21 protein-coding genes and 2 pseudogenes are annotated in these 25385 nt (G+C 68.8%); 18 read left to right on the top strand and 5 right to left on the bottom strand.

Going from position 1 to position 25385, the window contains the following annotated elements:
* Positions 1-49: 49 nt before the first annotated feature.
* Positions 50-1597, top strand: a complete 1548-nt coding sequence (locus AC3B6C_RS20880; RefSeq protein ID WP_488373991.1) for a hypothetical protein — start codon at positions 50-52, stop codon at positions 1595-1597.
* 39 nt (positions 1598-1636) lie between these two features.
* Here the strand turns inward: AC3B6C_RS20880 and AC3B6C_RS20885 are convergent, their stop codons facing one another.
* On the bottom strand, positions 1637-2854 hold the full coding sequence (locus AC3B6C_RS20885) for a hypothetical protein (RefSeq protein ID WP_488373993.1): 1218 nt from the start codon (positions 2852-2854) through the stop codon (positions 1637-1639).
* 164 nt (positions 2855-3018) lie between these two features.
* On the opposite strand from AC3B6C_RS20885, the gene AC3B6C_RS20890 reads away from it, so the two are divergent.
* Genes AC3B6C_RS20890 through AC3B6C_RS20905 form a run of 4 tightly spaced genes read left to right on the top strand, consistent with a single transcriptional unit; the run spans position 3019 to position 5553 of the window.
* A complete protein-coding gene (locus tag AC3B6C_RS20890; RefSeq protein WP_488376330.1) occupies positions 3019-3435 on the top strand; it encodes an META domain-containing protein in 417 nt (138 codons plus the stop codon).
* A gap of 8 nt (positions 3436-3443) precedes the next feature.
* Entirely contained in the window at positions 3444-4415 is a 972-nt protein-coding gene (locus AC3B6C_RS20895) for a malate dehydrogenase (RefSeq protein ID WP_488376333.1), read from the top strand.
* A gap of 11 nt (positions 4416-4426) precedes the next feature.
* Entirely contained in the window at positions 4427-5257 is an 831-nt protein-coding gene (ppk2, locus tag AC3B6C_RS20900; protein ID WP_010843798.1) for a polyphosphate kinase 2, read from the top strand.
* Entirely contained in the window at positions 5257-5553 is a 297-nt protein-coding gene (locus tag AC3B6C_RS20905) for a DUF503 domain-containing protein (RefSeq protein ID WP_004022174.1), read from the top strand. Before ppk2 ends, AC3B6C_RS20905 begins: the two co-directional genes overlap by 1 nt.
* On the opposite strand, the gene AC3B6C_RS20910 is transcribed toward AC3B6C_RS20905, so the two are convergent.
* Positions 5534-6136 (bottom strand): mismatch-specific DNA-glycosylase, encoded by a 603-nt coding sequence (locus AC3B6C_RS20910; RefSeq protein WP_010843797.1) that lies wholly within the window; start codon positions 6134-6136, stop codon positions 5534-5536. The genes AC3B6C_RS20905 and AC3B6C_RS20910 overlap by 20 nt on opposite strands.
* A 40-nt stretch (positions 6137-6176) precedes the next feature.
* Positions 6177-6545 (bottom strand): VOC family protein, encoded by a 369-nt coding sequence (locus AC3B6C_RS20915; protein ID WP_488373995.1) that lies wholly within the window; start codon positions 6543-6545, stop codon positions 6177-6179.
* A gap of 112 nt (positions 6546-6657) precedes the next feature.
* Between AC3B6C_RS20915 and AC3B6C_RS20920 the strand changes: the two genes are divergently transcribed.
* From AC3B6C_RS20920 to AC3B6C_RS20965, 10 genes are all read left to right on the top strand, one after another.
* Positions 6658-9858 (top strand): ATP-binding protein, encoded by a 3201-nt coding sequence (locus tag AC3B6C_RS20920; protein WP_488373996.1) that lies wholly within the window; start codon positions 6658-6660, stop codon positions 9856-9858.
* Between the two features lie 122 nt (positions 9859-9980).
* Positions 9981-11408: an FAD-binding oxidoreductase gene (locus AC3B6C_RS20925; RefSeq protein WP_035717889.1), complete on the top strand. Its 1428-nt coding sequence runs from the start codon at positions 9981-9983 to the stop codon at positions 11406-11408.
* 68 nt (positions 11409-11476) lie between these two features.
* Positions 11477-11890, top strand: coding sequence for a hypothetical protein (locus tag AC3B6C_RS20930; RefSeq protein WP_488373997.1), 414 nt, complete (start codon positions 11477-11479; stop codon positions 11888-11890).
* A 115-nt stretch (positions 11891-12005) separates the two neighbouring features.
* Positions 12006-13634, top strand: coding sequence for an FAD-dependent monooxygenase (locus tag AC3B6C_RS20935; RefSeq protein WP_488373998.1), 1629 nt, complete (start codon positions 12006-12008; stop codon positions 13632-13634).
* 69 nt (positions 13635-13703) lie between these two features.
* Positions 13704-15008 (top strand): polysaccharide pyruvyl transferase family protein, encoded by a 1305-nt coding sequence (locus AC3B6C_RS20940; RefSeq protein ID WP_488373999.1) that lies wholly within the window; start codon positions 13704-13706, stop codon positions 15006-15008.
* Positions 15009-15080: 72 nt separating this feature from the next.
* Complete coding sequence (locus tag AC3B6C_RS20945) at positions 15081-16283, top strand: serine hydrolase domain-containing protein (protein ID WP_488374000.1); 1203 nt, start codon at positions 15081-15083, stop codon at positions 16281-16283.
* A gap of 67 nt (positions 16284-16350) precedes the next feature.
* A complete protein-coding gene (locus tag AC3B6C_RS20950; protein ID WP_014927002.1) occupies positions 16351-16836 on the top strand; it encodes a PPOX class F420-dependent oxidoreductase in 486 nt (161 codons plus the stop codon).
* Positions 16837-16870: 34 nt separating this feature from the next.
* Positions 16871-17839, top strand: coding sequence for an ATP-binding cassette domain-containing protein (locus tag AC3B6C_RS20955; protein ID WP_488374001.1), 969 nt, complete (start codon positions 16871-16873; stop codon positions 17837-17839).
* Positions 17836-18639, top strand: coding sequence for an ABC transporter permease (locus tag AC3B6C_RS20960; protein WP_488374002.1), 804 nt, complete (start codon positions 17836-17838; stop codon positions 18637-18639). Before AC3B6C_RS20955 ends, AC3B6C_RS20960 begins: the two co-directional genes overlap by 4 nt.
* Before the next feature lie 10 nt (positions 18640-18649).
* Positions 18650-19291, top strand: a complete 642-nt coding sequence (locus AC3B6C_RS20965; protein ID WP_488374003.1) for a GyrI-like domain-containing protein — start codon at positions 18650-18652, stop codon at positions 19289-19291.
* A 29-nt stretch (positions 19292-19320) separates the two neighbouring features.
* On the opposite strand, the pseudogene AC3B6C_RS20970 reads toward AC3B6C_RS20965, so the two are convergent.
* Positions 19321-20351, bottom strand: a pseudogene (locus tag AC3B6C_RS20970) (LLM class flavin-dependent oxidoreductase).
* Between the two features lie 132 nt (positions 20352-20483).
* Between AC3B6C_RS20970 and poxB the strand changes: the two are divergent.
* Positions 20484-22219 (top strand): annotated as a pseudogene (gene poxB / locus AC3B6C_RS20975) (ubiquinone-dependent pyruvate dehydrogenase).
* On the opposite strand, the gene AC3B6C_RS20980 reads toward poxB, so the two are convergent.
* Positions 22216-22866: an MBL fold metallo-hydrolase gene (locus AC3B6C_RS20980; protein ID WP_010843783.1), complete on the bottom strand. Its 651-nt coding sequence runs from the start codon at positions 22864-22866 to the stop codon at positions 22216-22218. The pseudogene poxB and the gene AC3B6C_RS20980 sit on opposite strands and share 4 nt — an antisense overlap.
* Before the next feature lie 143 nt (positions 22867-23009).
* Here AC3B6C_RS20980 and AC3B6C_RS20985 point away from each other — a divergent pair, with 143 nt between their 5' ends.
* Together AC3B6C_RS20985 and AC3B6C_RS20990 are read left to right on the top strand one after the other, a co-directional pair.
* Positions 23010-24269, top strand: a complete 1260-nt coding sequence (locus tag AC3B6C_RS20985) for an oxygenase MpaB family protein (RefSeq protein WP_488374004.1) — start codon at positions 23010-23012, stop codon at positions 24267-24269.
* Between the two features lie 63 nt (positions 24270-24332).
* Positions 24333-25382, top strand: coding sequence for a fused (3R)-hydroxyacyl-ACP dehydratase subunits HadA/HadB (locus AC3B6C_RS20990; RefSeq protein ID WP_488374005.1), 1050 nt, complete (start codon positions 24333-24335; stop codon positions 25380-25382).
* Positions 25383-25385: the final 3 nt, after the last annotated feature.

Consider the following 25385-nt stretch of genomic DNA (forward strand, 5'->3'; position numbering starts at 1 on the left):
GACATTATGATCAGTCCACCCGATTCGGCTCGAGGACTAAGGACGGCCCATGACCAGGACTCGCCGGAACAGGGTTCGTCTCCGCCTCGTGCGGGCGGTGATCGCCGGATCGCTGATCGCGGTGGGCGTGGGTCTCGGTGCGTTCAACGACTGGTGGGTGGCGCTGTTCTTCGGGATCCCGCTGGTGTTCGTCGGGATAGCGATCAGTCCGCGCGCGTCCCGGGTGTCCGAACTGCCGGAGTTCCGGCGCGCGACGTCGCCCGACGCGCCGCAGGTGGAGGTCGAGGCACTCACGCGCAGCAGCCTCACCGCCGACGACCTACAACCGACCATGGTCACCGCGACCATCAACCCACCGAACGACACCGCCTACCGTGCCCGCTGGATCACCTCGATGACCAAGGGCAACTTCCAGTCCCTGACCGAAAGCCCGTTCACCACCCTGCCGCCGGACTCACTCCCGCCGCGCGATCAGACCGACACCCCCGAATTCGACGACCAGCCCGGGCGCTGGGCTCTCGCCTACCCGGTGGTGACCCTGCTCGTGGCCGGCGCACTGCTGTTCGGCGTCGCGGGCGGGTGGCACGTGGAGGGACCCTCGCTGTCGGGTTTCGACTCCGCCCTCGATTCCGGCGACGACTCGTCCACCGAAGAGGAAGCGGCGAGCCTCGCCGACCGGCACCGTCGGATGCTGGAGGCGATCATCGAATACGAAGGGCCGGAGGCGACGCGCAACGTACTGGCGCTGAGGTATCAGATCGACTCCTCGTCGGATCAGGCGATCGTCCTCGACCCGGCAACCGGACGCGCGACGAGCGTCCTCGTCGGGGACGGGTACTCGAATTCCTCGGCGGTGCCGAACACCGACCGGGCGAACAAGACCTTCGACGCCACGGCAATCGACCCGAACGTGCTCGGCTCGGTCGCCGAACCGATGGTTGCGGCCGTCCGTCCGTACTCCACCGAACCCGAACTCGAACGAATCGCGATCGAGCGCGGCGCACCGGACGCGCCGGTGCTCATCACCGGGACGATCGAACCCGGCGAGGGCGTCTTCGAGGACTACTCCGTCCAGGCGACACCCGACGGCACCGTCGCCGAGTTCTTCGACCCTGCTGACTTCCAGAAGTCCTTCGAACTGGCCCGGCGTGAACTGGCCGCGGCACGCGTCCCGCTGAACGCACCCGTCATCGAGGAGTTCATCATCCAGGGCATCGCCGACGGCGTTTCTCCGGTGACGGCGAGCGTCATCCAGAACTCGGGCGGCGTTCTGGTCCGCTACCGGATCGCCGACCGTGGCGGCGAGATTGCCGTCGCCCCAGGCTATTTCCCTTCATCGAGCATCTCGGCGGGCCGGTATCGAGCCGACGGTTTCCGCTTCGACAGCATCTCCGCGGAGGTCTTCGATCGGGTGCGTGCCGACCTGATGAGACGCGCGTCGGTCCCCGAGTACGACCGTGACGCAGTGGGCGTGGAGGTCGAGCTCGACCGCATCAGCGACACTCAGGAGTTCGTGATCCGGATGGAGATCGCCAATACCGACGGCGCCGAGGCTTTGTACACCCTGGACGGACGTTTCATCAGGGAAGGCCGGTAACCGGACGGCTCCCCTGACCGGGGCCTGTACCGCCTCGCCTCACACCTTCGGCGTACCCGCCTCGAGCGCTCTCCGGGTGACGGCCTGCAGTTCGGCCACCGCCGCCTCGGGCGGGTGGAGCACACCGCGGTCGGTCATGGTGCTGACGATGTCGCGGACCCGGCCGTAGTAGGTGGCCTGCTCGGCGGGCGTGGTGCTGGCCGCAGCGTGGTTGTAGAGCTTGAGCGCGGTGTCGAGGTCGTCCTGATCGCCCTGTTCCAGATAGGACGCCCCCACCCGTCGGCCGTTCTTCTCGCAGGCGATCCAGGCCCGCCGCAGTCGGGCGACCGACTGCTGGTAGGCGTCGGCGCGCGAGCGGTTCCCCGGATAGTCGTCGGTCCGCAGGGCCATCGCCTCGTCGAGCGCTAGATGGAAGGTCTGCGTCTGGTCGACGGTCACGTCGGTCACGGCCGGGTACCGGAGCAGCATGGCGGGGTCGAGTTCGTAACTGCCGTAGGCGCCGAGAACTTCGTCGTGGCGACGCGCTGCCTCCTCCCACAGTCGTTGCGCCGCTTCGTCGGAACCCGCGTCGACGATCCGCGGTCCGCTCGTCGGGGGCCGGGTCAGATCGACGGGCTCGTCCGGCGGAGCGCTTGCCGCGGCGGCCCGCGGCTGCTGCCCGGCCGACGTCGCGGTCTTCTTCCTGGTGGCAATGCGTTCGGGCGCGTGCTGCCGGAGACGGGCCAGGACCTCCGCCACCGCCGGGTCCCCTTCCACGACGGCGACCCGCCAGAAGTGCGTCTCCGGCGCGGTGTCGGGGTCGTCGTCGCGGTCGGGCGGGGTCCGGTCGGCGGGGACGGGCTTTCCGTCCCGGGTCGCGAAGGTCAGTTTGAGGTACTTCTGTCCGATCACCGTGAGATGTCGCGCACGCTCGCCGGTCATGTCCGAGGTGGCGTCCGCCGGCCCGCCCACCGCGACCGTGACCAGTGAGGAGAGCGGATAGCTGACCAGTGTGCGGTCCTCGTTCCCGAAGTAGACCGTGTCCTCGTCGACGGTCAGCAGGACAGCGCCTCGTTCGCCGAGCCGCCCGAATGCCGCCCCGAGCAGGGAGGCCACGATCGCCGCGCCGACCACCGCCGAGGTGACCAGACCGTCGACCCCGGCGACGTTGAGGGCCACGAGGGCGACCATCCCGGCGACCATGAGGACCCAGGCGGCTGTGGCCGAACGATGATGGCGACCGGTCAGGTACTCGGTCCGACACGTCACCGGGACCATGGAGCGCCCACATTCGTCATATCCATACCCCTGTCCGGTCGGCTACCGTTGTGCACGTGAGCTCCGGCGAACGCCGTCATCCGGCGCAGAGACGTCAACCCGTACCGGGACGTCGATCCGCGCACGACCGTCACCCAGCCCGCGAACACCGCATCAGCTTACGCATGGCGTTGCTGCTCAGCGCGGTGATCGTAGCGCTCGGTACGACGATCGTCGGACCCGGTTCCGCGTCCTCGGCTCCCCCGGCCCCCGGCTTCGTCGGCAAGACCTACACCTCGACTGCGGTGACCGGAGAGCAGATCCCCGGCGGCGGACCGCTGGAGGTCAGTTTTCCCGCCGCCAACCGGATCGCCCTGTCGGCCGGATGCAACCGACACATCGGCGACCTCCGCGTCGACAACTCACTGCTGCGCCTGGGCTCCCTCGCCTCGACGATGATGGCCTGCCCCGGGCCGCGCGCCGGCGCCGACACCTGGGTCACCGAGTTCACGAAGGAACCGCTGACCTGGTATTCCGTCGGCCACGCCCTGGTCCTCGTCGGACCGGCGGCTCAGGTCCTGCTCACGGAGAAGGCGTCGTGAACCGTCGGATGCCCGTCACCGTGACCGTGACCGGAGCGGCGGGCAGCATCGGGTACGCCAGCGTGTTCCGCATCGCCGCCGGCGCGATGCTCGGTCACGACCAGCCCGTCGCCCTGCGGCTTCTCGAGCTGCCACAGGCGATCTCCGGCGCGGTCGGGACCGCCATGGAACTCGACGACGGCGCCTTTCCGCTCCTGACGTCGGTGGACGTCCTCGACGATCCGCGCAAGGCGTTCGACGGGGCGAGTTTCGGTCTGCTCATCGGGGCCCGGCCGCGGACCAAGGGCATGGAACGGGCCGACCTGCTCGCGGCCAACTCCGACATCTTCGCGGCACAGGGTTCGGTGATCAACGACGTTGCCGCGGAAGACATCCGGGTGATCGTCGTCGGCAACCCCGCCAACACGAACGCCGCGGTCGCCGCCGCGCATGCGCCCGAGGTGCCGGCCGAACGGTTCACGGCGCTGACCCGTCTGGACCACAATCGCGCGATCGCGCAGCTCGCCCGGCGCACCGGCGCGAGTGTCGACGAGATCAGCCGGGTCACCGTGTGGGGCAATCACTCCGCGACGCAGTATCCCGACATCTTCCATGCGCGGGTCGGCCGCCGGAGCGGCGCGGACATCGCCGCGGACCGCGACTGGCTCGTCGACGACTTCATCCCGACCGTCGCCCGACGCGGCACCGCGATCATCGAAGCCCGCGGATCGTCGTCGGCGGCGTCGGCGGCCAACGCCACGATCGACCACGTCCACGACTGGGTTCTCGGCACACGGCCGGACGACTGGACGTCGGTGGCGTTGCCGTCGCCGGGTGTGTACGGCGTCCCCGACGGACTCGTCTGCTCGTTCCCGGTGCGATCGGTCGACGGGCGGTGGCAGATCGTGGAGGGTCTGGACATCAACGAGTTCTCCCGGGCGCGCATCGACGCGTCGGTCGCCGAACTGCAATCCGAGCGCGAGGCCGTCCGCACCCCGTAGTCTTTCTGCTCATGTCGAAGAAGGACAAACCGAAGCAGGCCAAGATCGCGAACAAGGTCTACGAGGCGGAACTGTTCCGGTTGCAGACCGAGCTCGTCAAACTCCAGGAGTGGGTCCGCGAGACCGGCGCCCGCGTGGTGGTCGTCTTCGAGGGACGCGATGCCGCCGGCAAGGGCGGAACGATCAAACGCATCAGCGAGTACCTCAGCCCGCGCATCGCGCGGGTCGCCGCGTTGCCCGCACCGACGGATCGTGAACGCGGCCAGTGGTATTACCAGCGCTACGTCGCACACCTGCCCGCGCCCGGTGAGATCGTGTTGTTCGACCGGTCCTGGTACAACCGGGCCGGCGTCGAGAAGGTCATGGGTTTCTGTACGCCCGAGGAGCACTCGCGGTTCCTGCGGCAGACCCCGATCTTCGAGCAGATGCTCATCGACGACGGCATCCTGCTGCGCAAGTACTGGTTCTCGGTGTCCGACGACGAACAGCTCAAACGATTCCGGTCACGTATGAACGACCCTGTCCGGCAGTGGAAGCTGAGCCCGATGGACCTCGAGTCGGTGTATCGGTGGGAGGACTATTCGCGCGCCAAGGACGAGATGATGGTCCACACCGACACCGCCCTGAGCCCCTGGTATGTCGTCGAGTCCGATGTGAAGAAGCACGCGCGGCTCAACATGATCTCCCACCTGTTGTCGACCATCGACTATGAAGAGGTCCCGCGTCCCCGCGTGTCCCTGCCCAAGCATCCGATCGAGTCGGGCAACTATCACCGGCCGCCGCGCTCGCTGTCCAAGTACGTACCCGACCACGTGGCGACGCTGATCCGCACCGACCACTGATGTGGATCGGGTTCTGCGAGTTCGACTATCTGCTCGGTGATGTTCACTCGCTGAAGCAGAAGCGGTCGGTGGTGCGGCCGATCGTCGCCGACCTCCGCAAGCGGTACACGGTCTCGGCGGCCGAGGTGGGTCACCTGGACGTGCATCGTCGGACCGTCATCGGTGTCAGTGCGGTGGCCGCCGATCGCGGGCACGTCGTCGACGTGCTCGACGCCGTCGAACGTTCAGCTGCGGGCCACCCCGAGGTCGAGCTGTTGTCGGTGCGGCGCCGCGTCGTCAGCTCCGAGGACTTCTGAGGTCCTCCACCACCCCGGCGGCGACCGCGGCCCGACGGTAGGCGGCGGCGAGGGAGTCCACGGTCTCGTGGGCGTTCAGCCCGCTGGGGTTCGGAACCACCCACAGTTCGGCACCGTCCCCTGTGCCCACATCCCACGTCTCGTCCTGCCGTCCCGGCACGGCGTCGCGGCGCCCGAACGCGCTGCGGTAGGCGGTGATACCGGCGATGGCGACGACCCGCGGGCCGATCATCCGAACCCGCTCGCGCAGCCGGCGTCCGCCTTCACGGAGTTCGTCGACGGTCAGTTCGGCGGCGGTCGCGGTGGCACGCGGCACGACATTCGTGATTCCCACACCGCGGTCGAGCAGCAGCGCGCGGTCGGCGTCGGACATACCGCGTGAGGCGTCGATGACGTGGTCGACGATGCCGGCCTTGGCGAGCGCCGGGTAGAACCGATTGCCCGGACGCGCGAAATGCGCTCCCGTGGCCGCCGTCCAGAGACCCGGATTGATCCCGACGAACAGCAGCTTGCACCCTTCGCCGACCAGATCGTCGACGGTGCGGTCCTGATAGCCGAGGAGTTCGGCACGAGTGAATCCCATCAAGGGCACCCGTCGGTCGGCCGGACGACATGCCTGCGTGTCAGGACGTCGCCTCCGCCTCGTGCCTGGCCGACACACAGAACTGATTGCCGTCGGGGTCGGCCAGGGTCACCCACGCGAAGCCGGGCATCTCGCGATCGGCGATCTTGGTGGCGCCCGCGGCCACGAGTCGCTCGACCTCCGACTCGAGATCGTCGGTCGTCAGGTCGAGATGGATGCGGTTCTTCCCCGGTGTGGGGTCCTCGACCTGCTGGAACGCGAACAGCGGGGTGCCCTCCCCGACTGCGACGACGACGAAGTACCCGTCGTTCTCCTCGACGATCCGACCGCCGAGGTGGTCGGCCCACCACGTCGCCAGTGGTGCCGGCGCGAGCGCGTCGACGGTGATCATGCCCAGTGCGAGAGTCATGGCAGCCAAGCTACTCCCGGTCACCGACATCCGGGCTCGGTCGCACTGGGGGTCGCCGGGCGCGTTCGCCACTACCGCCCCACGGCTGCGGTCACCACCTAGACTCACGCTGATGCCCGAACTCTCCTACACGATCCTGGGCGGCCTCGGGGCTCAGATCGGTTCCGACCCCGTCGAACTCGGCACGCGCAAGCAGCGGGCGACGCTCGCCCAGCTGATCCTCGCCGAGGGCGCGCCGGTGCGCGCCGACAGTCTGATCGAGGGCATCTGGGGCGATTCACCCCCCGAGCGGGCGGAAGTGTCACTCCAGTCCTACATCTCGGGTCTACGCAAGGCCCTCGAACCACACCGGAAGCCACGGACTCCCTCCACGGTCCTGCTCACCCACGGAACCGGATACAGCCTCCCCACGACCGCCGAGCAGGTCGACGCGCGTCGGCTGACCGCGCGGCTCGGCTCCGCACGCACCCTGATGCAGCGGGGCGACGCGGCGGGGGCCGCACCACTCCTGGCACAGGTGCTCGACGACTATCGCCCCCTGCTGCCGGAGTTCGAGGGCCTGGCGTTCCGGGACGAGGCCGCCGGACACCTCGACCGCATGGTGCAGGCCGCTCGGGAGATGTCCTTCGAGGCCCGGATGGCCGACGGCGACCACCGTCTGCTCGTCACCGAACTGGAGAGCGAGGTCGCGCGTTCGCCTCTCGACGAGGGACTGTGGGTGCTGTTCGCCACGGCGCTCTACCGTCTCGGTCGCCAGTCCGACGCCCTCGGTGCGATCGCCACCGCCCGTCGAATCCTGGCCGACGAGATCGGCGTCGACCCGGGACCGCGGCTCCGGACGCTCGAGAGCGACATCCTCGATCACGCTCCGCATCTCGACGTGCCGACGGCGCCCCGCCCGGACACCGCGACCATCGCGTCGACCGTCGCCGACCCCGGCCCGACGACCCCGGCGGACACCGTTCCCGGCCACGGAGTCGACACCCTCGAACCCGACGAGACGCCGTCGGTCGTGGGCCGGACCGAGGAACTCGCCGCCCTGCATCGCGCAGTGCTCGCTTCGATGTCGGGGCACGGGGGCGTCGTCGTGGTCGAGGGTGAGCCGGGCGCGGGAAAGACCGCGCTGATCGACGAAGCCGGCCGCCGAGCCGCGGGTGCCGCCGATCTGCTGGTCCTGTGGGGACGCTGCGTCGACGACCCGGCCGCGCCGTCGATGTGGCCATGGGTGCAGATCCTCGGTGCGGTGCTGCCCCGGCTCGATCCCGCCGATCGGGAACGTCTCCTCGACAGCTCGCTCGGCCGGATGGTGACAGAGGGCGTCAACGTGATCCCGCCGCCCCGGCAGATGCCCGATGCGGCCGCCCGATTCCAGTTCTACGACCAGGCCGCCGATCTCCTCGACGGAGTGGCCGCGACGGCGAAGCTGATCATCGTGCTCGACGACCTCCAGTGGGCCGACGGTGCGTCGCTGGAACTGTTCGCGCACATGGCCGCACGACGGACCACCGGCGTGACGTTCTTCGCCTCGCTGCGTTCGCCGTCGGCACGACCCGTCGTCGCCACCACGCTGGCGACGCTGGCCCGTCTCCCGGAACACCGGCGCCTGCACGTCGGACCGCTCAGCGGCGACGACATCTCCGAACTCATCCGGCGCGAGACCCGGCAGTGGCCGGAGGTCGCCACCGTGTCGTCGATCGAGCGACGAACCGGCGGCAACGCCTTCTTCGTCAGGGAGCTGGCCCGGATCCTGGCCGATCGCGGGTCCATCGCCGGCACCGCGGTCCCGTCCGGTGTCCGCGATGTGGTCCGCCAGCGACTGGTCGGATTGTCGCCGGAGACGACCGAACTCCTCGAGCTGGCGTCGCTCATCGGAACCCGCGTGGACCTCGTCCTCCTGGCGACCGCCGCGAACCGCCCGGTGGACGAGGCACTCGACCTGCTCGAGCCCGCGGGCGGTGCGGGGGTCATCGACCTCGGACCGGATGATCCGTTCGGTTTCGGGTTCAGCCACGACATCATCCGGGAGGCGATCGCGGACGGCATCGCCGCGATGCGCGCGCGACGGCTGCACCTCGCGATCGCCGACGCCCTCGCCGGCAACTCCTCGCCGCATGCGGTGACGAGAGTCGCCCGGCACCTGTGGTCCGCCGGACCGCTGGCCGATCGGGAACGCACCACCACCGCACTGCTCACCGCGGGTGACATCGCCTTGCGCACCTACGACTTCGACGGCGCACGCAGACATCTCGGAGATGCGGCGACGCTCGCCCGCTCGACCGGCGACCAGCAGGCGGAACTCGTCGCGATCACCACCCAGCTGGCCGGCGAGGTCGCGGCGCACGGCTACTTCGCCGCCGACCCCGTCCTGCAGGAGCGCGCCCGGACGCTGGCATCGACACTGGGCGACACCCGCCTGCTCGCGACCCTCGACTACGCACGCTGCGCGGCCCACATCCAGATCGCGGACACCGAGACCGGTCACCGCCTCGCGCAGGACCTGCGTCGGCGCGCCGAACGATCCGACGACCCGGTCGTCACCCACCTGGGCATGCACGCCGCCGGTATCGACGACTTCCACCGCGGGAACTTCGGTGCGGCGCATCGCATCCTGGAGACCTACGCGCCGATCGACGTCGATGTCGAAGGCCTGCGCGACGATCAGCTCGCGATGGCCCGCGGTTTCCGTGGCTGGGCGGCGACGGTGCACCTCGGCTCCGATGCCGGCCGGGCGCTGTTCGCGACGATGGCCGACGCCCATCCCGATCCCCGGTCGCAGTTCGGCATGGCCATCTTCGCGGTCGGCGCGGCGTCCATGCTCGGCGACGCAGAGTGGGTTCTGGATGCCGGTCCGGCCATCATGTCCGACGGCGCCGCCGCGCTCGCCTACCTCCGTCGTGGCGGCGAACGGATGTACTGGTGGGCGCGGGCGATGACCGGCGACCTCGACGAAGCACTCGAGCACATCGACCGGCTCGGGGCCGACGACATCGGCATGGAGGACCACCCGCGCACGGGTGAGGGCTACTGGCTGGGCCTGCACGCCGAGGTCCTGGTGGTCGCGGGCAAACTCACCGACGCCGCGACGCGCCTCGACCGGGCCGCGGACTTCGCCGACCGCACGGGCGAACGCTATGCCGACGCACACCGTCTGGTCGTCCGCGCCCGGTACGAATACGCCAACGGTCGCCCGGCCTCGGTGGTGGGCGCGACCCTGTCCGCCGCGCGCGACACCGCACTCGCACAGGAGGCGGACGGGCTGGTCCGGAGGATCGACGCACTGGCGACGACCTGGGGACTCACCTCTCCCGCCTGAGCGCACCAAGTCCGTCTCAAGTCGCATCCAAGGACCTTCGGCGACCCTTGTCGGGAATCCGGCGCCGACCGGAGACCGACGAATCCTGCCGGACCGCTCCGGCCGCAACCGAGGACCTGCCGATGACCGCAACACCCGCCTCCTCCCCGCCCGAGAACACCGAACGCCTCACCGTCCGAACCCGCACCTCGGTGCTCGCGCAACTCCGCGACCGGATCGCGGGTGACGTCTACGGTCCCGGCGACGCGGGCTACGTCGACGCACGGTCGGGTTTCAGCCGGCTCGACGTGCATCGTCCCGCCGTGATCGCCGTTCCCGCCAACCACTTCGATGTCGTGGAGGCGGTCCGCTTCGCCGTCGAGGAGGACCTGCGCGTCGCCGTGCAGGCGACCGGGCACGGCACCGGCAGGCCGGCCGACGGCGGGTTGCTGATCAACACCTCCCGCCTCGCGTCGGTCAGCGTCGACCCGGTCACCCGGACCGCGCGCGTGGGTGCGGGCGCCACCTGGCGGACGGTTGTCGACGCCGCCACGCCATACGGACTGGCGCCGCTGATGGGCTCGGCGAGTGGTGTCGGCGCGATCGGCTACACCCTGGGCGGCGGCTTCGGCTGGCTCGGTCGGCGCTTCGGCCTGGCGTCCGACCACGTGCTCTCGTTCGACCTGGTCACCCCCGACGGCACGCCGATCCGAGTCACCGACACAAGCTTCCCGCACATCTTCTGGGCGTTGAAGGGCGCCGGCGCGGGCGGCCTCGGCGTCGTGACGTCGATGGAGATCTCGCTCGTCGAGGTGTCGACCGTCTACGCGGGCAACCTCTTCTACCCTGCCGCCGACGCCGAGGAGATCATCCGCAGATTCCGGGACTGGGCACCCGCGCAGTCGGACGCGCTGACCTCGGCGGTCGCCATCCTCAACCTCCCGCCCACCGACGACGTCCCGGAACCGCTACGCGGCCGGAGCTTCGCCGTCGTGCGCGGATGCTGGTCAGGCGATCTCGACGCCGGACGCGCGGTCGTCGACGAATGGCGCGACTGGCGCACGCCCGTCGTCGACATGTGGGATGTGCTGCCGTTCGCCGCGATCGACGCCGTCAGCATGGATCCGACCGAACCGATGCCGGTGATGGTCACCACCGAATGGTTCGACGACCTCCCGGACGTCGCCGTCGACATCGTCGCCGCGAGGGTCCGGCCCGCCCCGGCATCGGCACCGCTGATCGTGATCGGCGAGATCCGCCACGCCGGCGGAGCGATCGCCCGCGGCGCGGAGCACGCGCCCAACGACCGGGCCCGGACGGGACGGTTCCTCCTCGAACTCGTCGCGGCGGTGCCCGACCCCCAGGTGGCGCTGGCGGTCGAGTCGACGCTGCGCGTGACCCGCACCGAGCTGGCGCCGTACGTCACCGGCGCCGCCTATCTCAACTTCACCTCGGGTACCGAACGGGTGGCCCGCGCCGACGACGCGTACAGCTCGGACCACCGACGACGTCTTGACGAGATCAAAGCCGCCCTCGACCCGTCGAACCGCTTCTGCCACGGCGACATCTGACGGGACGACCCGGGCGGGCGATCACGGCCCACTTGCCCCGGCGCGCACTGTGTGCGCTGATGGTCGGCATGACTGATCCGTCCGGACTCCGGTCCCACAGCGCGGACGATGCCCGGCCCCTCCTGGTCGTCGACGGCGCCAACGTCGTCGGTTCGGTGCCCGACGGGTGGTGGCGCGATCGCCGCGGTGCCGCCGAACGACTGCGGACGCGACTCGAGGCCGTCGCCGTCGGTGGCCTCGCGGGACTGCCGGGACCGCTCGAGGTGGTGCTCGTCGTCGAGGGCCGGGCTCGCGGAGTCGAGGCGAGCGAACACGTCCGGGTCGTCGAGGCACCCGCCGTGGGCGACGACACGATCGTCGAGGTCGTCGCCGACTCGAGCCCGCACCGGGAGCGGATCGTGGTCACCGCCGACCGCGAACTGCGGGCCAGGGTCGTGCGATTGGGCGCACGGGCGATCGGTCCCGCCGCCATCCCGCGGTAGTCGGCCGCTCGGCGACGACTGTTCGGCGTCCGCTTTCTCCGACTTGTCACCCCGTCGGCGCGATCGGCCGATAATCTCCTGAGCATCGGCGACCGGCCGACCACAGGAGGATTCCATGACCGAAGCAGATGTCCTGATCGCCGGTGCCGGACCCATCGGCCTGACCGCCGCCGTCGAACTACGCAGGCGCGGAATCCGTGTCCGCATCGTCGATCCGCTCCTCGAACCTCCGCAGTACGCCAAAGCTGTCGGCATCCAGCCCCGGACGCTCGAGGTGTTCGAGAGCATGGGCGTCGTCGGACCGGTGCTCGACGCCGGCCTGGAGATGCGCGGTCAGCTCGTCTACGTCAACGGAAGTCAGGTCTCACGGGTCGACCTCACGACACCGCCCGATGTTCCCTACCGTTTCCACCTGCTCCCCCAGTACGCGACCGAGCGAATCCTGCGTGAGCGGCTCTCCGATCTGGGCACCGAGATCGATCGGGGTACGGCGGTCTCGGCATTCGAGCAGGACGCGGACGGCGTGACCGTCACCCTCACGGGTCAGGCCGGGGAAACGACCGTCCGGGCGGGCTATCTCATCGGCGCCGACGGTGCGCACAGCGTCGTGCGCAAGGGACTGGGGCTGAGCTTCGAAGGCGGCGCCTTCACCGAGCAGTACATGCTCGGCGACGTCGTGGTGGACTGGTCGATGCCCCGCGGCTACGCCATCCGGTCGATGCACCAGACCGCGGACGGCACCACCGACGACCAACTGGTGTGCATCCCGCTGCCCGGCCGCGGCCGCTACCGGATGTCCATGCTGGTCCCCGACGAGCTGGCGGTCGCACCGACGACCGGCGGAGACGGTGTGGCCCACGGCTTCGAGGGCACCCGCGCGCCGGAGTTGTCCCACATCCAGGCCGTGGTCGACAGGCTCGCGCCCGAACCCGCAACGGTCTCCCACCTGCGATGGTCGTCGGTGTTCCGGATCAGTCATCGGATCGTCGATTCCTACGGCCGCGGACGTGTGTTCGTCGCGGGCGACGCCGCCCACATCCATCCGCCGACCGGTGCGCAGGGCATGAACACCGGCGTGCAGGATGCGCACAACCTCGCCTGGAAACTCGCGCTCGCCGTCACCGGGGTCGCCTCCGACGCGCTCCTCGACAGCTACGACCTCGAGCGCCGGCCCGTCGGCGAGGAGGTGGTGGGACGCACCGTCCGAGACGCTCGCGAGGGCATCGGCGCCGGTTCCACCGACATGGACTTCATCATGCGGCGGGAGGCCCAACTGCTGATCTCCTACGCCGACAGTCCCGCCGTCGCGGGGTCGACGGTGCCCACCGCCCCGGCCGCGCCACGGGCAGGCGAGCGCGCGCCGGACGCGACGGGCCTCAGCCGCGAATCGGTCAATCACCCGGTGCGCCTGTTCGGCGTGCTGGACGGCGTCGACCACTCGCTCATCCTGTACGCGGACGCCACCGCCGGGACCGGGGACGTCGCGGTTCTCGAATCCCTCGCCGGCGAGATCTCCGCGAAGGCGCACGGCCACATCGACATCCATGTGATCGCGGCCGCGACGGCACAGGTCGGCAGCACCGATCTACCGCTGCTCCGCGACACCGACGGCCGGTTCGCCGACGGCTACCTCCCAGACGGTTCGACGGTGTTCGTCATCCGGCCCGACGGTCACATCGGATACCGCGGCCCCATCGCCGACACCAAGGCCGCACTCGCCTACCTCGAGGGCACGTTCGGGTAGCTCTCGCGGGCCCCCCGGCACACCGTCCGGCGGCGGCCGATGCCCGGGCACGCCGTAACGTTGGGGACCGTGACGAGACGACCGGCAACCGACCGTCCGCTGTTCCGGACCGCGGGCATCCTCGCCGACCGCATCGGCACCTCGGTCCGGCACCGCACCGCCGATTCCCGGCTCGGCCGCGCGATGGGCACCGGCGAGGTGATCTATCTGGTGGCCCCGGCCGGTCATCCGAACTACGGCGACGAACTCATCGCCCGGACGTGGCTGCGACATCTGGCTCGGGTGCGCCCGAACGCCACGGTCGTGCTGGACTGCCACAGCCCCGGTACGGCCACGACGCTGCTGCACGACGCACATCCGAACATGCTCGTCGTCGACACGCTGTGGCAGTTGACCACCTACGCGGCGGACGCCGAACAGCAGGACCCCTGGGAATGGGTGTCGTCCGCTGCGCTCGACTCCGGTCTCGCGCCGCGCGTGACCGCGGGTATCGACCTCCTGCACTCGGCGACCACCATTCACCTACTCGGTGGCGGTTACCTCAACACCGTGTGGCCGCACCACGTTTCGTTGTTCGTCGCCGCCGCCGCAGTGGCCCGGCGATCCGGCGCCCGACTCGCCGCGACCGGTCAGGGACTCGTTCCCGCACTGCAGGGCCGGGCTCGGGCCGCGCTGACCGAGGCGTTCGCCGCATTCGACATCGTGGACGTGCGCGACACCGCGTCGGTAGACGTACTCGACGGCGCCGTCGCGGCACGGCATTCCGGTGACGATGCATGGCTGGCTCTGCACCGGCCCCGACCTCCGCTGTACCGCACCGACCCGCCGGCCGAACGGGGTGTCGTGCTCTGCCTCCAATCCGATCTCACCGAGCGTTTCGTCGGGCCACGGGCGACCGGCGTCGAGGCCCTGGCCGATTTCGTGCACGCGACCCTCGACGCCTGGGACGTGCCCGGATCGGCGGTCACCGTCGTCGAAGGAATCCCGGGGCACGACAACGAGGTTCCCTACCTCCTCGGTCCGCGCCTGGCCGGCGCCACCGTCCTCAACTTCCGCGACGTGTGGAGTGGCGGGTTGCCCGCCGGGCATCGAAACACGTGGATCAGTACCCGGTTCCACCCGCATCTCATGGCCGCGGCCGCGGGCGATCCCGGGGTCGCGGTCGTGGCGATGCCGGGGTACTACTCCACCAAACACCGGTCCCTGATCGAGGCCGGCTCGGACTGGACCGTCGTGGATTCCGGTACGTCTGTACCGGACCGACCGGACGGACACGGCTTCGACGCGGTCGCGCGGGAGCGGGCGGTCGCGGCCAAACTCGCCACGGCCATCGACATCTACCCCGTCCCGCCGGTGCTGGCACACCGCATGTGACTCCTCGCCGGAACCTCTGCGGCTTTTGTCTCAATCCACCTCGCCGCGCCGGTCTGCCGCTACAGTGAGCGGATGAGCCGAAAGCCTCTGCGCGCCACCGTCCTCCTCCGTATGACGACGCTCGGTGCGGTGGCCGCACTCGGCCTCGTCGCGTGCTCGCCCTCGGAGACGGCGTCGGGTACGGGATCGTCGGCACCGGCGTCCGGTTCGGGACAGACGACCTCGGTGCCCGCCGACACCGCTGCGGCATTCCAGAAGGCGATCGACGACACGCGCGCCGCCGGCGACCTCCCCGGCGTCATCGCCCGGGTCATCTCGCCGGCCGGAACCTGGACGGGGACATCGGGTGTGCGGGCGGCCGGCGGGAACGAGCCCATCGAACCCGCGGACCATACGCGGATCGGTTCACTCACCAAGACGATGACCGCGACGCTCCTGCTCCAACTCGTGCAGGAGGGCCGGGTCTCCCTCGACGATCCGATCGAGAAGTATGTCCCGGACGCACCCAACGGCACCGCGACGCTGCGGCAGGTCGCCGACATGACCAGCGGCATACCGTCGTACACCGCCTCCGAGGCCTTCGACCGCAGGTTCTTCGCCGATCCCGAAAGCGTGTGGAGCCCCACCGAACTCGTGGACACCGCGAAGGCGCTGCCACCGAGCTTCCCGCCGGGGCAGGGCTGGCAGTACTCGAACACGAACTACGTCCTGCTGGGTCTGGTCATCGAGAAGGTGCTCGCCGAACCCATCGGCGAGATCTTCGCCGACCGGATCTTCACGCCGCTCGGAATGGACGAGTCCTCATGGCCCGGCGGGTCCGTCGAGATCCCCGATCCACACCTGAACGGACTGACCGACCAGGGTCAATCCGACGGTAAGACGGTCGATTCCACTCGCTGGAATCCATCCTTCGCCTCCACCGCGGGCGCCGTGATATCGACGATCGACGACCTGCAGACCTGGGGCGAAGCGCTGTTCACCGGACAGGGTGTCCTGGATCCGGCGACTCAGCAGCTCCGCCGGGATTCGATTCTCACCTCGCCGGCGCCCAACACCGCCACCTCCGGATATGGCATCGGTATCGGGAACCGCGACGGATGGTGGGGCCACGACGGCGATTTCCCGGGATACAACACCTCGCTGTTCCACGACTACGAGTCGGACACGACGATCATCATCGTGATCAACACCGACGATGCCGTCACCGTCGACGGCAAGTCCATGGCCCCGGTCTACGCGGTCCAGGCGGGCCTCGTCGCCGCACTACCCGACTGAGTCCGGCACCTCACCCGAATCGGAACGGGGCCCACTCCGACACCGGTCCCCGCGTAAAGTCGGCGGCATGGCCAGAACAGTCGCGAAAGCCGATGTCGTCGACCGTGCCGGACTGCTCGAGTTCATCCGGCCGCGTCACCACATGATCCTCAGCACCGTCCGATCCAGCGGCAGTCCGCAGATGTCGCCGGTCACCGGCGGGGTCGACGAACAGGGTCGCATCGTCATCTCGACCTACCCCGGTCGGGCCAAGGCCGCGAACCTCCGGCACACTCCTGTCGCCACCGTCGTGGTGCTCTCCGACGACTTCAACGGCGCCTGGGTCCAGGTCGACGGCGACGCCGAGGTGCTCGACATGCCCGAGGCCGAAGACGCACTCGTCGACTACTTCCGCAGCATCTCCGGTGAGCATCCGGATTGGGACGAGTACCGCGCGGCGATGCGGACCCAGGGCAAGTCGCTGATCCGCATCACGCCGACGAGTTGGGGCCCGGTCGCCACCGGCGGATTCCCCGCCGACGTCGCCGCACGACTCGACGCCGACGATCGATGATCGACGCACGCGGCACGACGACGGACCCGATCGGTTGACCGCCGCCGCCGACATCGAGATCAGCGGACTCACGAAAAGCTATGGCGAGCACCGTGTTCTCGACGGCATCGATCTGCACGTACCCGCGGGCGGCGTGACCGCGCTCCTGGGCCCCAACGGTTCCGGGAAGACGACGACCGTCGGCATCGCCTCGACCCTGTTCCCCGCCGACTCGGGAACGGTGACCATCGGCGGCTACGACACGGTCGCGCAGACCCGGTCGGTCAGAGCGATCATCGGCGTCACCGGCCAGTCGGTCGCCGTCGACGATCTGTTCAGCGGGCGAGACAACCTCGCTCTCATCGCCGACCTTCGCCGGCTGGGCCGGCGCAGCGGGCGGGCACGAACGCAGGAGTTGATCGAACAGTTCGACCTCGTGGAGGCCGCCGACCGCCCGGTGTCGACGTACTCCGGCGGAATGCGCCGGCGGCTCGATCTCGCGATGACGCTCGTGGCGATCCCGCGCGTCATCTTCCTCGACGAACCGACCACAGGACTCGACCCCAGGAGTCGTCGGATGCTGTGGGAGACCATCTCCCGGCTCGCCGCCGACGGCGTCACGATCTTCCTCACCACGCAGTACCTCGAGGAGGCCGACCACCTCGCCGACCGCATCGCCGTCCTCGACCACGGACACATCGTGGCCGAGGGAACAGCTGCGGAGTTGAAGAGCCGGGTTCACGCCTCCGAGGTGCGCCTGACGTTCGCCGACCGCGACTCGTTCGACGCGGCGGCCTCGCTCCTCCCGGATGCGCGTCGCGTCACCGACTCACGGCGCCTCGACATCGCGACAGACGACACCGTCGCCACGATCCGGACCACTCTGAACCGGCTCGAGGCCGCAGGGGTCCCGGTCGCCGACGTGAGCGTCCATGCACCGACACTCGACGACGTGTTCTTCGCCCTCACGGGCAACCCGGCTCCCGAGGTCCCCGACCCGGATCAGTCCGGAGCGGGATCATGACGGCCCTGGCCCACACAGTGTCGGATTCGCGGGTCATGATCCGCCGCAACGTTCGTCGGCTCCTCCGGTTCCCGGCACTCACCGTGATGCTGGTCGGAATCCCGGTCGTTTTCCTGCTGCTCTTCGTCTTCGTGTTCGGCGGGCAGCTCGGCGCCGGAATGACCACGCAATCCGGTGACAGCGGGCGGGCCGCCTACCTCGACTACGTGGTGCCCGGGATCGTGCTGGTCACCGTCGCGTCAGCGGTGCAGGGCACCGCCATCGTCGTGGCGATGGACATGACCGCGGGAATCATCAACCGATTCCGCACGATGGCCATCGCCCGCTCCGCGGTCCTGACCGGTCACGTGGTGGCCAGCCTGCTCCAGGCACTGTTCAGCATCGTCGTCGTCCTCGCCGTCGCGGTCGCGATCGGGTTCCGACCAACGGCCGGCCCTCTCGACTGGCTGGGCGCGTTCGGAGTGACCAGCGTGTTCGCGATCGCATTGATCTGGCTGTCGGTCTATTTCGGACTGGCGGCGAAAAGCGTGGAGACGGCCAGCAACACACCGATGTTCCTCACGATCCTGCCTTTTCTCAGCACGGGTTTCGTCCCGGCCGAGTCGCTGCCCGCCGGGCTGAGGCAGTTCGCGGAGTATCAGCCCTTCACGCCCGTCATCGAGGTCCTGCGCGGTACCCTCACCGACGCCTCTGTCCCTGCCGGGAGCGTGATCGCGGCACTCGCCTGGAGTGTTGCCATCGGCGGGGCCTCGTACTTCCTCGCCCTCCGAACCTATGAGCGGCGGCGCATTCCCGGATAGGGTCGTCGGCGTGCCCGAGAAGGTCGATTTCAAGAAGACATTCGACGCGTACAAGGCCCACCGGGGCCGGATACGTGTTCTCGAGGTACCCGTGATGAGCTACCTCATGATCGACGGGTCGGGAGACCCGAACACCACGCCGCAGTTCGCGGCGACCATCGAGACGCTGTACCCGGTCGCGTACGCGCTGAAGTTCGCGAGCCGAGGCGAGCTGGGCCGCGACTACGTCGTCCCCCCGCTCGAGGGTCTCTGGTGGGCCGAGGACATGAGCGCTTTCACCGGTGCTCGCGACAAGGGCCGCTGGAGTTGGACTCTCATGCTGATGATCCCGGACTGGATCGACGACGGACTGCTCGACGCCGCCGTCCTGCGGGTCGGCTCGAAGAAACCACCGCCGCGCCTCGACGACCTCCGCATCGCATCCCTGGACGAGGGACTGTGCGTCCAGACGCTTCACCACGGTTCGTTCGACGACGAGGGCCCGGTGCTGGCAGAGATGCACGATCGGTTCATACCCGACAACGGTTTGACCATGCGGGGCCATCACCACGAGATCTATTTCAGCGACTTCCGCCGGGTCGCGCCGGACAGACTCCGGACGCTGTTGCGCCAGCCGGTGGCACCCGCGACGCCGGCCACCGGGATTTCGTAGCAAAAGACGGTGTATAGCACGCACTTTCGCTACACATCGCCCCCGGCCGGCGCCCAGCCGAGTGCCGGCCCGAGCCGTCCGGCGAGATCACCCACGATCTGCAGGTAATCGGGTTCATCGAAGGAGAACGGCAACGCGAAGGCCACCTCCGTGGCGCGTTGGAATCCCGCGTGATCATAGAGCTTCTCGGCGAGCTCGTCGGACGGCCCGACGTGGTCCGGCGAGAACAGCAGGCCACGCGGACCCTGCGGGGTGAGCGTGCGCTCGTATCGGCTGTCGGCATAGGCCCGGTATTTCCGGACCTGGCTCGGGGTTGCCGAGTCCGTGGGGATGACCACCAGTCCCTGGGAGACCCGCGCACGGTCGGGATCGATGTGATTGGCGCGGTAGGCGTCGATGTGTTCGGCCTGAATGGTGGCGAAGTCTCGCGACCGTGTTCCCTCGATGGTCACCACCGAGGAGGTCAGGTAGTTGATCCCCTGCCGGCCCGCCCAGATCGCCGAGCTGAGTCCGCCTCCGTACCAGACCCGATCGGCCAGGCCGGGTGAGTGCGGTTGCACTCGCCGCGAGAAGGTCTCGATCCCGACGGTCCCCTCGAAGTCGCTGACCGGTTCACCGCGCAGGCCGTCCAGCAGCCGCACCACCCGGTCCTTCGAGAAGTTCTCCAGCGCATGGGTTTCGGGATACATCGCAGTCTTGTAGTCGTCGTAGCGCATCGGGACGCCCACGGACACACCTGGATTGAGACGTCCGTCGCTGAGGATGTCGACGGTCGCCAGATCCTCGGCCAGGCGCAGCGGGTTCTCCATACCGAGTGGGATCACCGCGGTGCCCAGCTCGATGCGGCTGGTCCGCACCGCGGCGGCCGCCAGCACTGCGACGGGTGAGGAGATGCCGTACTGGAAGTGGCGGTTGCGCACCCACACGCTGTCGAAGCCGAGTTGTTCGGCGAGCTCGATCATCCGCAGCGTTTCGAGGTGGCCGGGGCGAGGGTTGTCGCCGTCGAAGCGTCCGATGGTCAGGAATCCGAGCTTACGGAGGGTTCACCGCGTCGAGGCATGCGTCGATTCTCACACCGCCACGAGCCGGATGACGCCCAAGAGGATCAGAGTGAGCCGAACTCCATGGCCGCCGGCGGTACCCGACTCGCGTCTATAGTCGGGTCACACCGACCCCGACCGAACGGATCGCCATGTCGACCACAGTCGCGGAGAGGATCGTCGAGGAGCTCGACCGTGCGGGAGTGCGGCGCGTCCACGGGCTACCAGGCGATTCGCTCAACGGTTTCACCGATGCCCTGCGCAGGAACGACACCATCTCGTGGCGGCATGTCGGCACGAGGAGTCGGCGGCCTTCGCCGCGTCCGCCGAAGCCGCCCTCACCGGTGAACTCGCGGTGTGCGTGGGAAGTTGCGGGCCCGGCAATCTACATCTGATCAACGGACTGTTCGACGCACACCGCAGTCGTGTTCCGGTCCTCGCGATCGCCGCGCACATCCCCGCGACCGAGATCGGCACCGGCTACTTCCAGGAAACGCACCCCGAGCAGCTGTTCCGGGAATGCAGTGCCTTCTGCGAGATGGTCAGCACTCCCGAGCAGATGCCACGCCTGCTCGACATCGCGCTGCGCACCGCCGTCGAGAAGCAGGACGTCGCGGTGCTCGTCATCCCGGGTGAGACCTTCCTCGCGCCGTGCCCGAAGCGTCGAGCAGGCGCCCCCATCCGCCACATCCCGCGCGTCACACGTCCCACCGACGGCGAGATCGCGCGTGCCGCTGCCACTCTCAATGCCGCCGAGCGGGTGACCATTCTCGCCGGCGCCGGGGTGAAGGACTCCCACGACGAGGTCGTCGAGCTGGCGCGGGTCCTGCAGGCCCCCATCGTGCATGCGCTGCGCGGCAAGGAGTTCATCGAGTACGACAACCCCTACGACGTGGGAATGACCGGGCTGCTGGGCTTCTCGTCGGGGTATCGCGCGATCGAGAAGTGCGACACCCTGCTCATGCTCGGCACCGACTTCCCGTACGAACAGTTCTATCCCTCCAAGGCGACGATCATCCAGGTCGACATCCGCGGTGAGCAGATCGGCCGACGCTGTCCCGTCGACCTGCCACTCGTCGGTGACGTCGGCGACACCGTCCGAGCGCTTCTGCCGTCGATCACCACCGGCCGCGACTCCGAACACCTGTCGACCTCGCTGGCCCATTACGCCACGGCGCGGCGCCGCCTCGACGACCTCGCCGACAACGACCGCAACCGGGCACCGATCCACCCGCAGTACCTGGCCCGCCTGATCAGCGAGAAGGCCGGCGACGACGCAGTGTTCATCCCCGACGTCGGTTCACCGGTGGTCTGGGCGGCTCGCTACCTCGCGATGAACGGTGCCCGCCGCCTGATCGGTTCGTTCACCCACGGCTCGATGGCCAACGCGGTGTCCCAGGCCATCGGTGCGCAGACCGCCTTTCCCGACCGCCAGGTCATCGCGCTCGCCGGCGACGGCGGGCTGGCGATGCTGCTCGGCGAGCTGCTCACCATCACGCAGAACCGGCTGCCGGTGAAGATCGTCGTCTTCGACAACTCGTCCCTGAACTTCGTCGAGGTCGAGATGAAGGCCGCCGGATTCGTCAATTACGGAACCGATCTGGAGAACCCGGACTTCGCCGCGCTGGCGGAGTCGGTCGGCATCCGAGGCCGCCGGGTCGAGCAGCCCGACGATCTCGCCGACGCGGTCGACGAGTTCCTCGCCCACGACGGTCCGGCCCTGCTCGACGTCGTCACCGCCCGGCAGGAGCTGTCCATTCCGCCGGCGATCACCGCCGCCCAGGCGAAGGGGTTCACGCTGTACGCCCTGCGAACCGTGCTGTCGGGACGTGGCGACGAACTGGTCGACCTCGCCGAGACCAACCTGTTCCGACGTCTGTTCGACTAGGCCTGCCGGTCGACGGCCGCCCGCACACCGAGGGCGGCCTCCGCGACATCCGCGCTCCACGTCGACGCGTCGACCCGGTGAACGGCGGAGTCACCCGCATAGGCACTGGAGATGACGACGTCCGGATCGAGCGTTCCCAGGAGTTCCAGACTCGCCGCGAGCTGGTCCGCGTCGCTGATACCCGGTAGGTAACCGGCGGTCCATCGCCCCGAGGCGTTGCGGTAGAGAGTGTCCCCGGTGAACAGGTACCGGTCGCCGTCGGCGCCTGTCGCGAGGTAGCTCGTGCTCCCCGGGGAATGGCCGGGTGTCGGGATCACCTCGACCCCGTTGTCGTCGATGTGCCGGTCCGCGACGGCAACCCCGATCCGAGCGTGGCCGCCGATCCGGTCCGCTTCGGCGGCCGGCGCGTGCAGCGTCGCCCCGAAGCGTTCGGAGATCGCGCCCAGCTGCGGCCCGGCCTCGTCCTGATGCGACAGGTATTGGTGATCGATTCCTCCGAGCCGCTCGAAGTCGTCGAACTCGGCGTCGGAGGCAACCGAGTAGAAAAGGACGTTCCGGTTCGACGTCCACAGGTAGGCATGTGTGGTCAGTCCGGGAAACGGACTGTCGCTGATGGTTTCCCACAGGTCGGTGAGAACGCGGCGCATCGGTGTCTCCTCGAGTCGGTCGGTATGTCCACCCACGGTGCAACTTCATGTCCGCTTGAAGTCAACGTCCACGACCGCCTGTGCACGAGGCCGCAACCGAGTGATACACATATGAAGATCCGTCTCACCTGTTTGGAGTTCACGTGTCCATTTCGCTGTCGTCCGACGGCCCCGCGTTTCCCACCGCGGTCGGCTATGAGTCCGCGATGGCGAACCGGCGCCTCCGACGCGCCCGGGCGCTGGTCCGCCGCGCCACCGGGAAGGACCTCTTCCCGGAGCAGGAGAACCTGCGCACCTTCGCCGCAGACATGTTCCGCACCGATCCGGTCGCCGAACGGTTCGTCGACGAGGTCTACGGCACGATCGGCGGCGACGCGGCCCGAGCGCTCCTCGACCAAGCACTCACCGACGGCCTCGACAGCATCGACGATCCCCCGCCGGCGCTGGTCGAGTTGTTCGAGGAGTTCGAGGCCGTGCCCGACTGGGTCGACCCCGAGCTGATCGCCGAGGGCGAGGCCATCTGGCGTCGGTGGGGTACCGGCCTGTTCAGTGTCGCCGGCGGGATCACCTTGGAGATGTACACCGAAGCCGCTGTGGCGAAGCCGCTCTCACTGGCCGGCGGTTACGCGGGAGACAACGCGTTGCGCAGGTTCCTGGAGACCTCGCGCTTCTGGATCGACGTCTCGCAACCCGGGGCGTTGCTCACGCCGGGGTCGCAGGGTCGCGCGACGGCCATGCGGGTGCGCGTCATGCACGTGTGGGTTCGTCGCACGGTCGCCGACCACCCGGAATGGGATCGGCATCGCTGGGGCGACCCGATCAGCCAGTCGTATCAGTTGCTGACCCTGCTCGGCGGCAGCGTGGTTCCGGCAATGGCCCTGTGGCTGACCGGAGTACAGACGACGCCCCGTGAGATCCGGGTCCTGCTGCACTACCAGCGCTACCTCGGCCACCTGCTGGGTGTACGCACCCAGTGGTACCCCGAGACCATCGCCGACTCACTGCGATTGCTGGCGTTCGTCACCTCGACCCGCAGCTACGACGCCGGGGACGACGGCGCCGAGCTCATCGAGTCGTTCCCCGCGGCGTTCGCGAAGAGCGGAGCGACCGGCCTGGAGCGACTTCGCGGCCGGTACAACGCGGCGATGTACGCGGCCTATTCGAGCATCTACATGCTGCCCACGACGCGGTTGCGTTATCGGATGCCGAGTCCGGTTCCGGGGGTGCTGGTCATCGTGCTCCGCCTGCCCGCCGTGATCGTCGTCGAGACAATCCGTCGACTGTCACCCCGATTTCGCCGGCTGCACGAGAAGTGGATGTGCCGCCACCGGGAGAACTGGCACGACTGGCAGACCTCCGGGCGTCCCGCCGAGTACGCGCACGGGAAAGGACTCCGGCGCTGACGACAGCACACCGAAGTTACTCCGGAGTTGGACACGAATGCACACACCGTTAGCCTGTTCGGGGTGACGCACACTCCGACGACCACCGCCACGACCGATGATCCCGCCGGGATCGAATCCCGCGTGGGTCATTACTACGTCCTCGACGGCTCGTACCAGGTCGGGCGAGAGAAGGTTCGCGAGTACGCACGCGCGGTCCAGGACTATCACGGCGCCCATTGGGAGCCCGAAGCCGCTGCGGCACTGGGTTATCCGGGACTCGTCACACCGTTGACCTTCACCTCCATCCCGGCCATGGCGGCGAACCGGGAGCTCTTCGAGAAGGTCATCGTCGGATATGACACCTACGTGCAGACCGAGCAGGTCTTCGAGCAGCACCGTCCAATTGTCGCCGGGGACGAGCTGACCACCGACGTCGAGCTGACCAGTGTTCGGCGGATCGCGGGTAAAGACCTGATCACCGTGACCAACACCATGACCGACGCCGCGGGCGAGCGAGTGCACACGATGCACACCACGGTCGTCGGCGTGACCGCCGACGAGGTCGACCCGGAGTTGAGCAGCGCGGTTCGCAAGGTGATGATGCACGACGTCAACATCTTCAGCCACGACGAGTCCGCGCAACGATACGTGAAGACGGTTCGTCCCGACGGCGACATCCGGGCCGCCGATGACACCGGCCGGACCTCGGGAGCCCGCAACTTCGACGAATTGAGCGTCGGCGACGAGCTGCCGGCGCACACCATCCGGCTGTCCCGCGGCGATCTCGTGAACTACGGCGGTGTCGCGGGCGACGCCAATCCCATCCACTGGGACGAGACGAGCGCGAAGCTGGCGGGCCTGCCCGATGTGATCGCGCACGGCATGCTGACCATGGGCCTCGGGGCCGCCTTCGTGTCCTCGTGGTCTGGTGACCCGGGTGCCGTCACCCGCTACGCGGTCCGCCTGTCCCAGCCCGCTGTCGTCTCGGGCGCCGAAGGCGGCGAGATCGAATACAGCGGTCGCATCAAGTCGCTCGATCCGGAGACCCGAACGGGCGTCGTCATCGTGGTGGCGAAGTCGGGTGGTCGCAAGATCTTCGGTCTCGCGACCATGAACATCCGCTTCAAGTGACCG

The organism is Gordonia sp. 11cp (assembly GCF_057767225.1).

Excerpts from the sequence above, each read along its gene's own strand:
- AC3B6C_RS20930 (WP_488373997.1), top strand. The coding sequence starts at position 11,477 with ATGACTGATCCGTCCGGACTCCGGTCCCACAGCGCGGACGATGCCCGG.
- ppk2 (WP_010843798.1), top strand. The coding sequence starts at position 4,427 with ATGTCGAAGAAGGACAAACCGAAGCAGGCCAAGATCGCGAACAAGGTC.
- AC3B6C_RS20905 (WP_004022174.1), top strand. The coding sequence starts at position 5,257 with ATGTGGATCGGGTTCTGCGAGTTCGACTATCTGCTCGGTGATGTTCAC.
- AC3B6C_RS20895 (WP_488376333.1), top strand. The coding sequence starts at position 3,444 with ATGCCCGTCACCGTGACCGTGACCGGAGCGGCGGGCAGCATCGGGTAC.
- AC3B6C_RS20890 (WP_488376330.1), top strand. The coding sequence starts at position 3,019 with ATGGCGTTGCTGCTCAGCGCGGTGATCGTAGCGCTCGGTACGACGATC.
- AC3B6C_RS20885 (WP_488373993.1), bottom strand. The coding sequence starts at position 2,854 with ATGGTCCCGGTGACGTGTCGGACCGAGTACCTGACCGGTCGCCATCAT.
- AC3B6C_RS20945 (WP_488374000.1), top strand. The coding sequence starts at position 15,081 with ATGAGCCGAAAGCCTCTGCGCGCCACCGTCCTCCTCCGTATGACGACG.
- AC3B6C_RS20910 (WP_010843797.1), bottom strand. The coding sequence starts at position 6,136 with ATGGGATTCACTCGTGCCGAACTCCTCGGCTATCAGGACCGCACCGTC.
- AC3B6C_RS20880 (WP_488373991.1), top strand. The coding sequence starts at position 50 with ATGACCAGGACTCGCCGGAACAGGGTTCGTCTCCGCCTCGTGCGGGCG.
- AC3B6C_RS20915 (WP_488373995.1), bottom strand. The coding sequence starts at position 6,545 with ATGACTCTCGCACTGGGCATGATCACCGTCGACGCGCTCGCGCCGGCA.
- AC3B6C_RS20950 (WP_014927002.1), top strand. The coding sequence starts at position 16,351 with ATGGCCAGAACAGTCGCGAAAGCCGATGTCGTCGACCGTGCCGGACTG.
- AC3B6C_RS20920 (WP_488373996.1), top strand. The coding sequence starts at position 6,658 with ATGCCCGAACTCTCCTACACGATCCTGGGCGGCCTCGGGGCTCAGATC.
- AC3B6C_RS20935 (WP_488373998.1), top strand. The coding sequence starts at position 12,006 with ATGACCGAAGCAGATGTCCTGATCGCCGGTGCCGGACCCATCGGCCTG.
- AC3B6C_RS20980 (WP_010843783.1), bottom strand. The coding sequence starts at position 22,866 with ATGCGCCGCGTTCTCACCGACCTGTGGGAAACCATCAGCGACAGTCCG.
- AC3B6C_RS20960 (WP_488374002.1), top strand. The coding sequence starts at position 17,836 with ATGACGGCCCTGGCCCACACAGTGTCGGATTCGCGGGTCATGATCCGC.
- AC3B6C_RS20925 (WP_035717889.1), top strand. The coding sequence starts at position 9,981 with ATGACCGCAACACCCGCCTCCTCCCCGCCCGAGAACACCGAACGCCTC.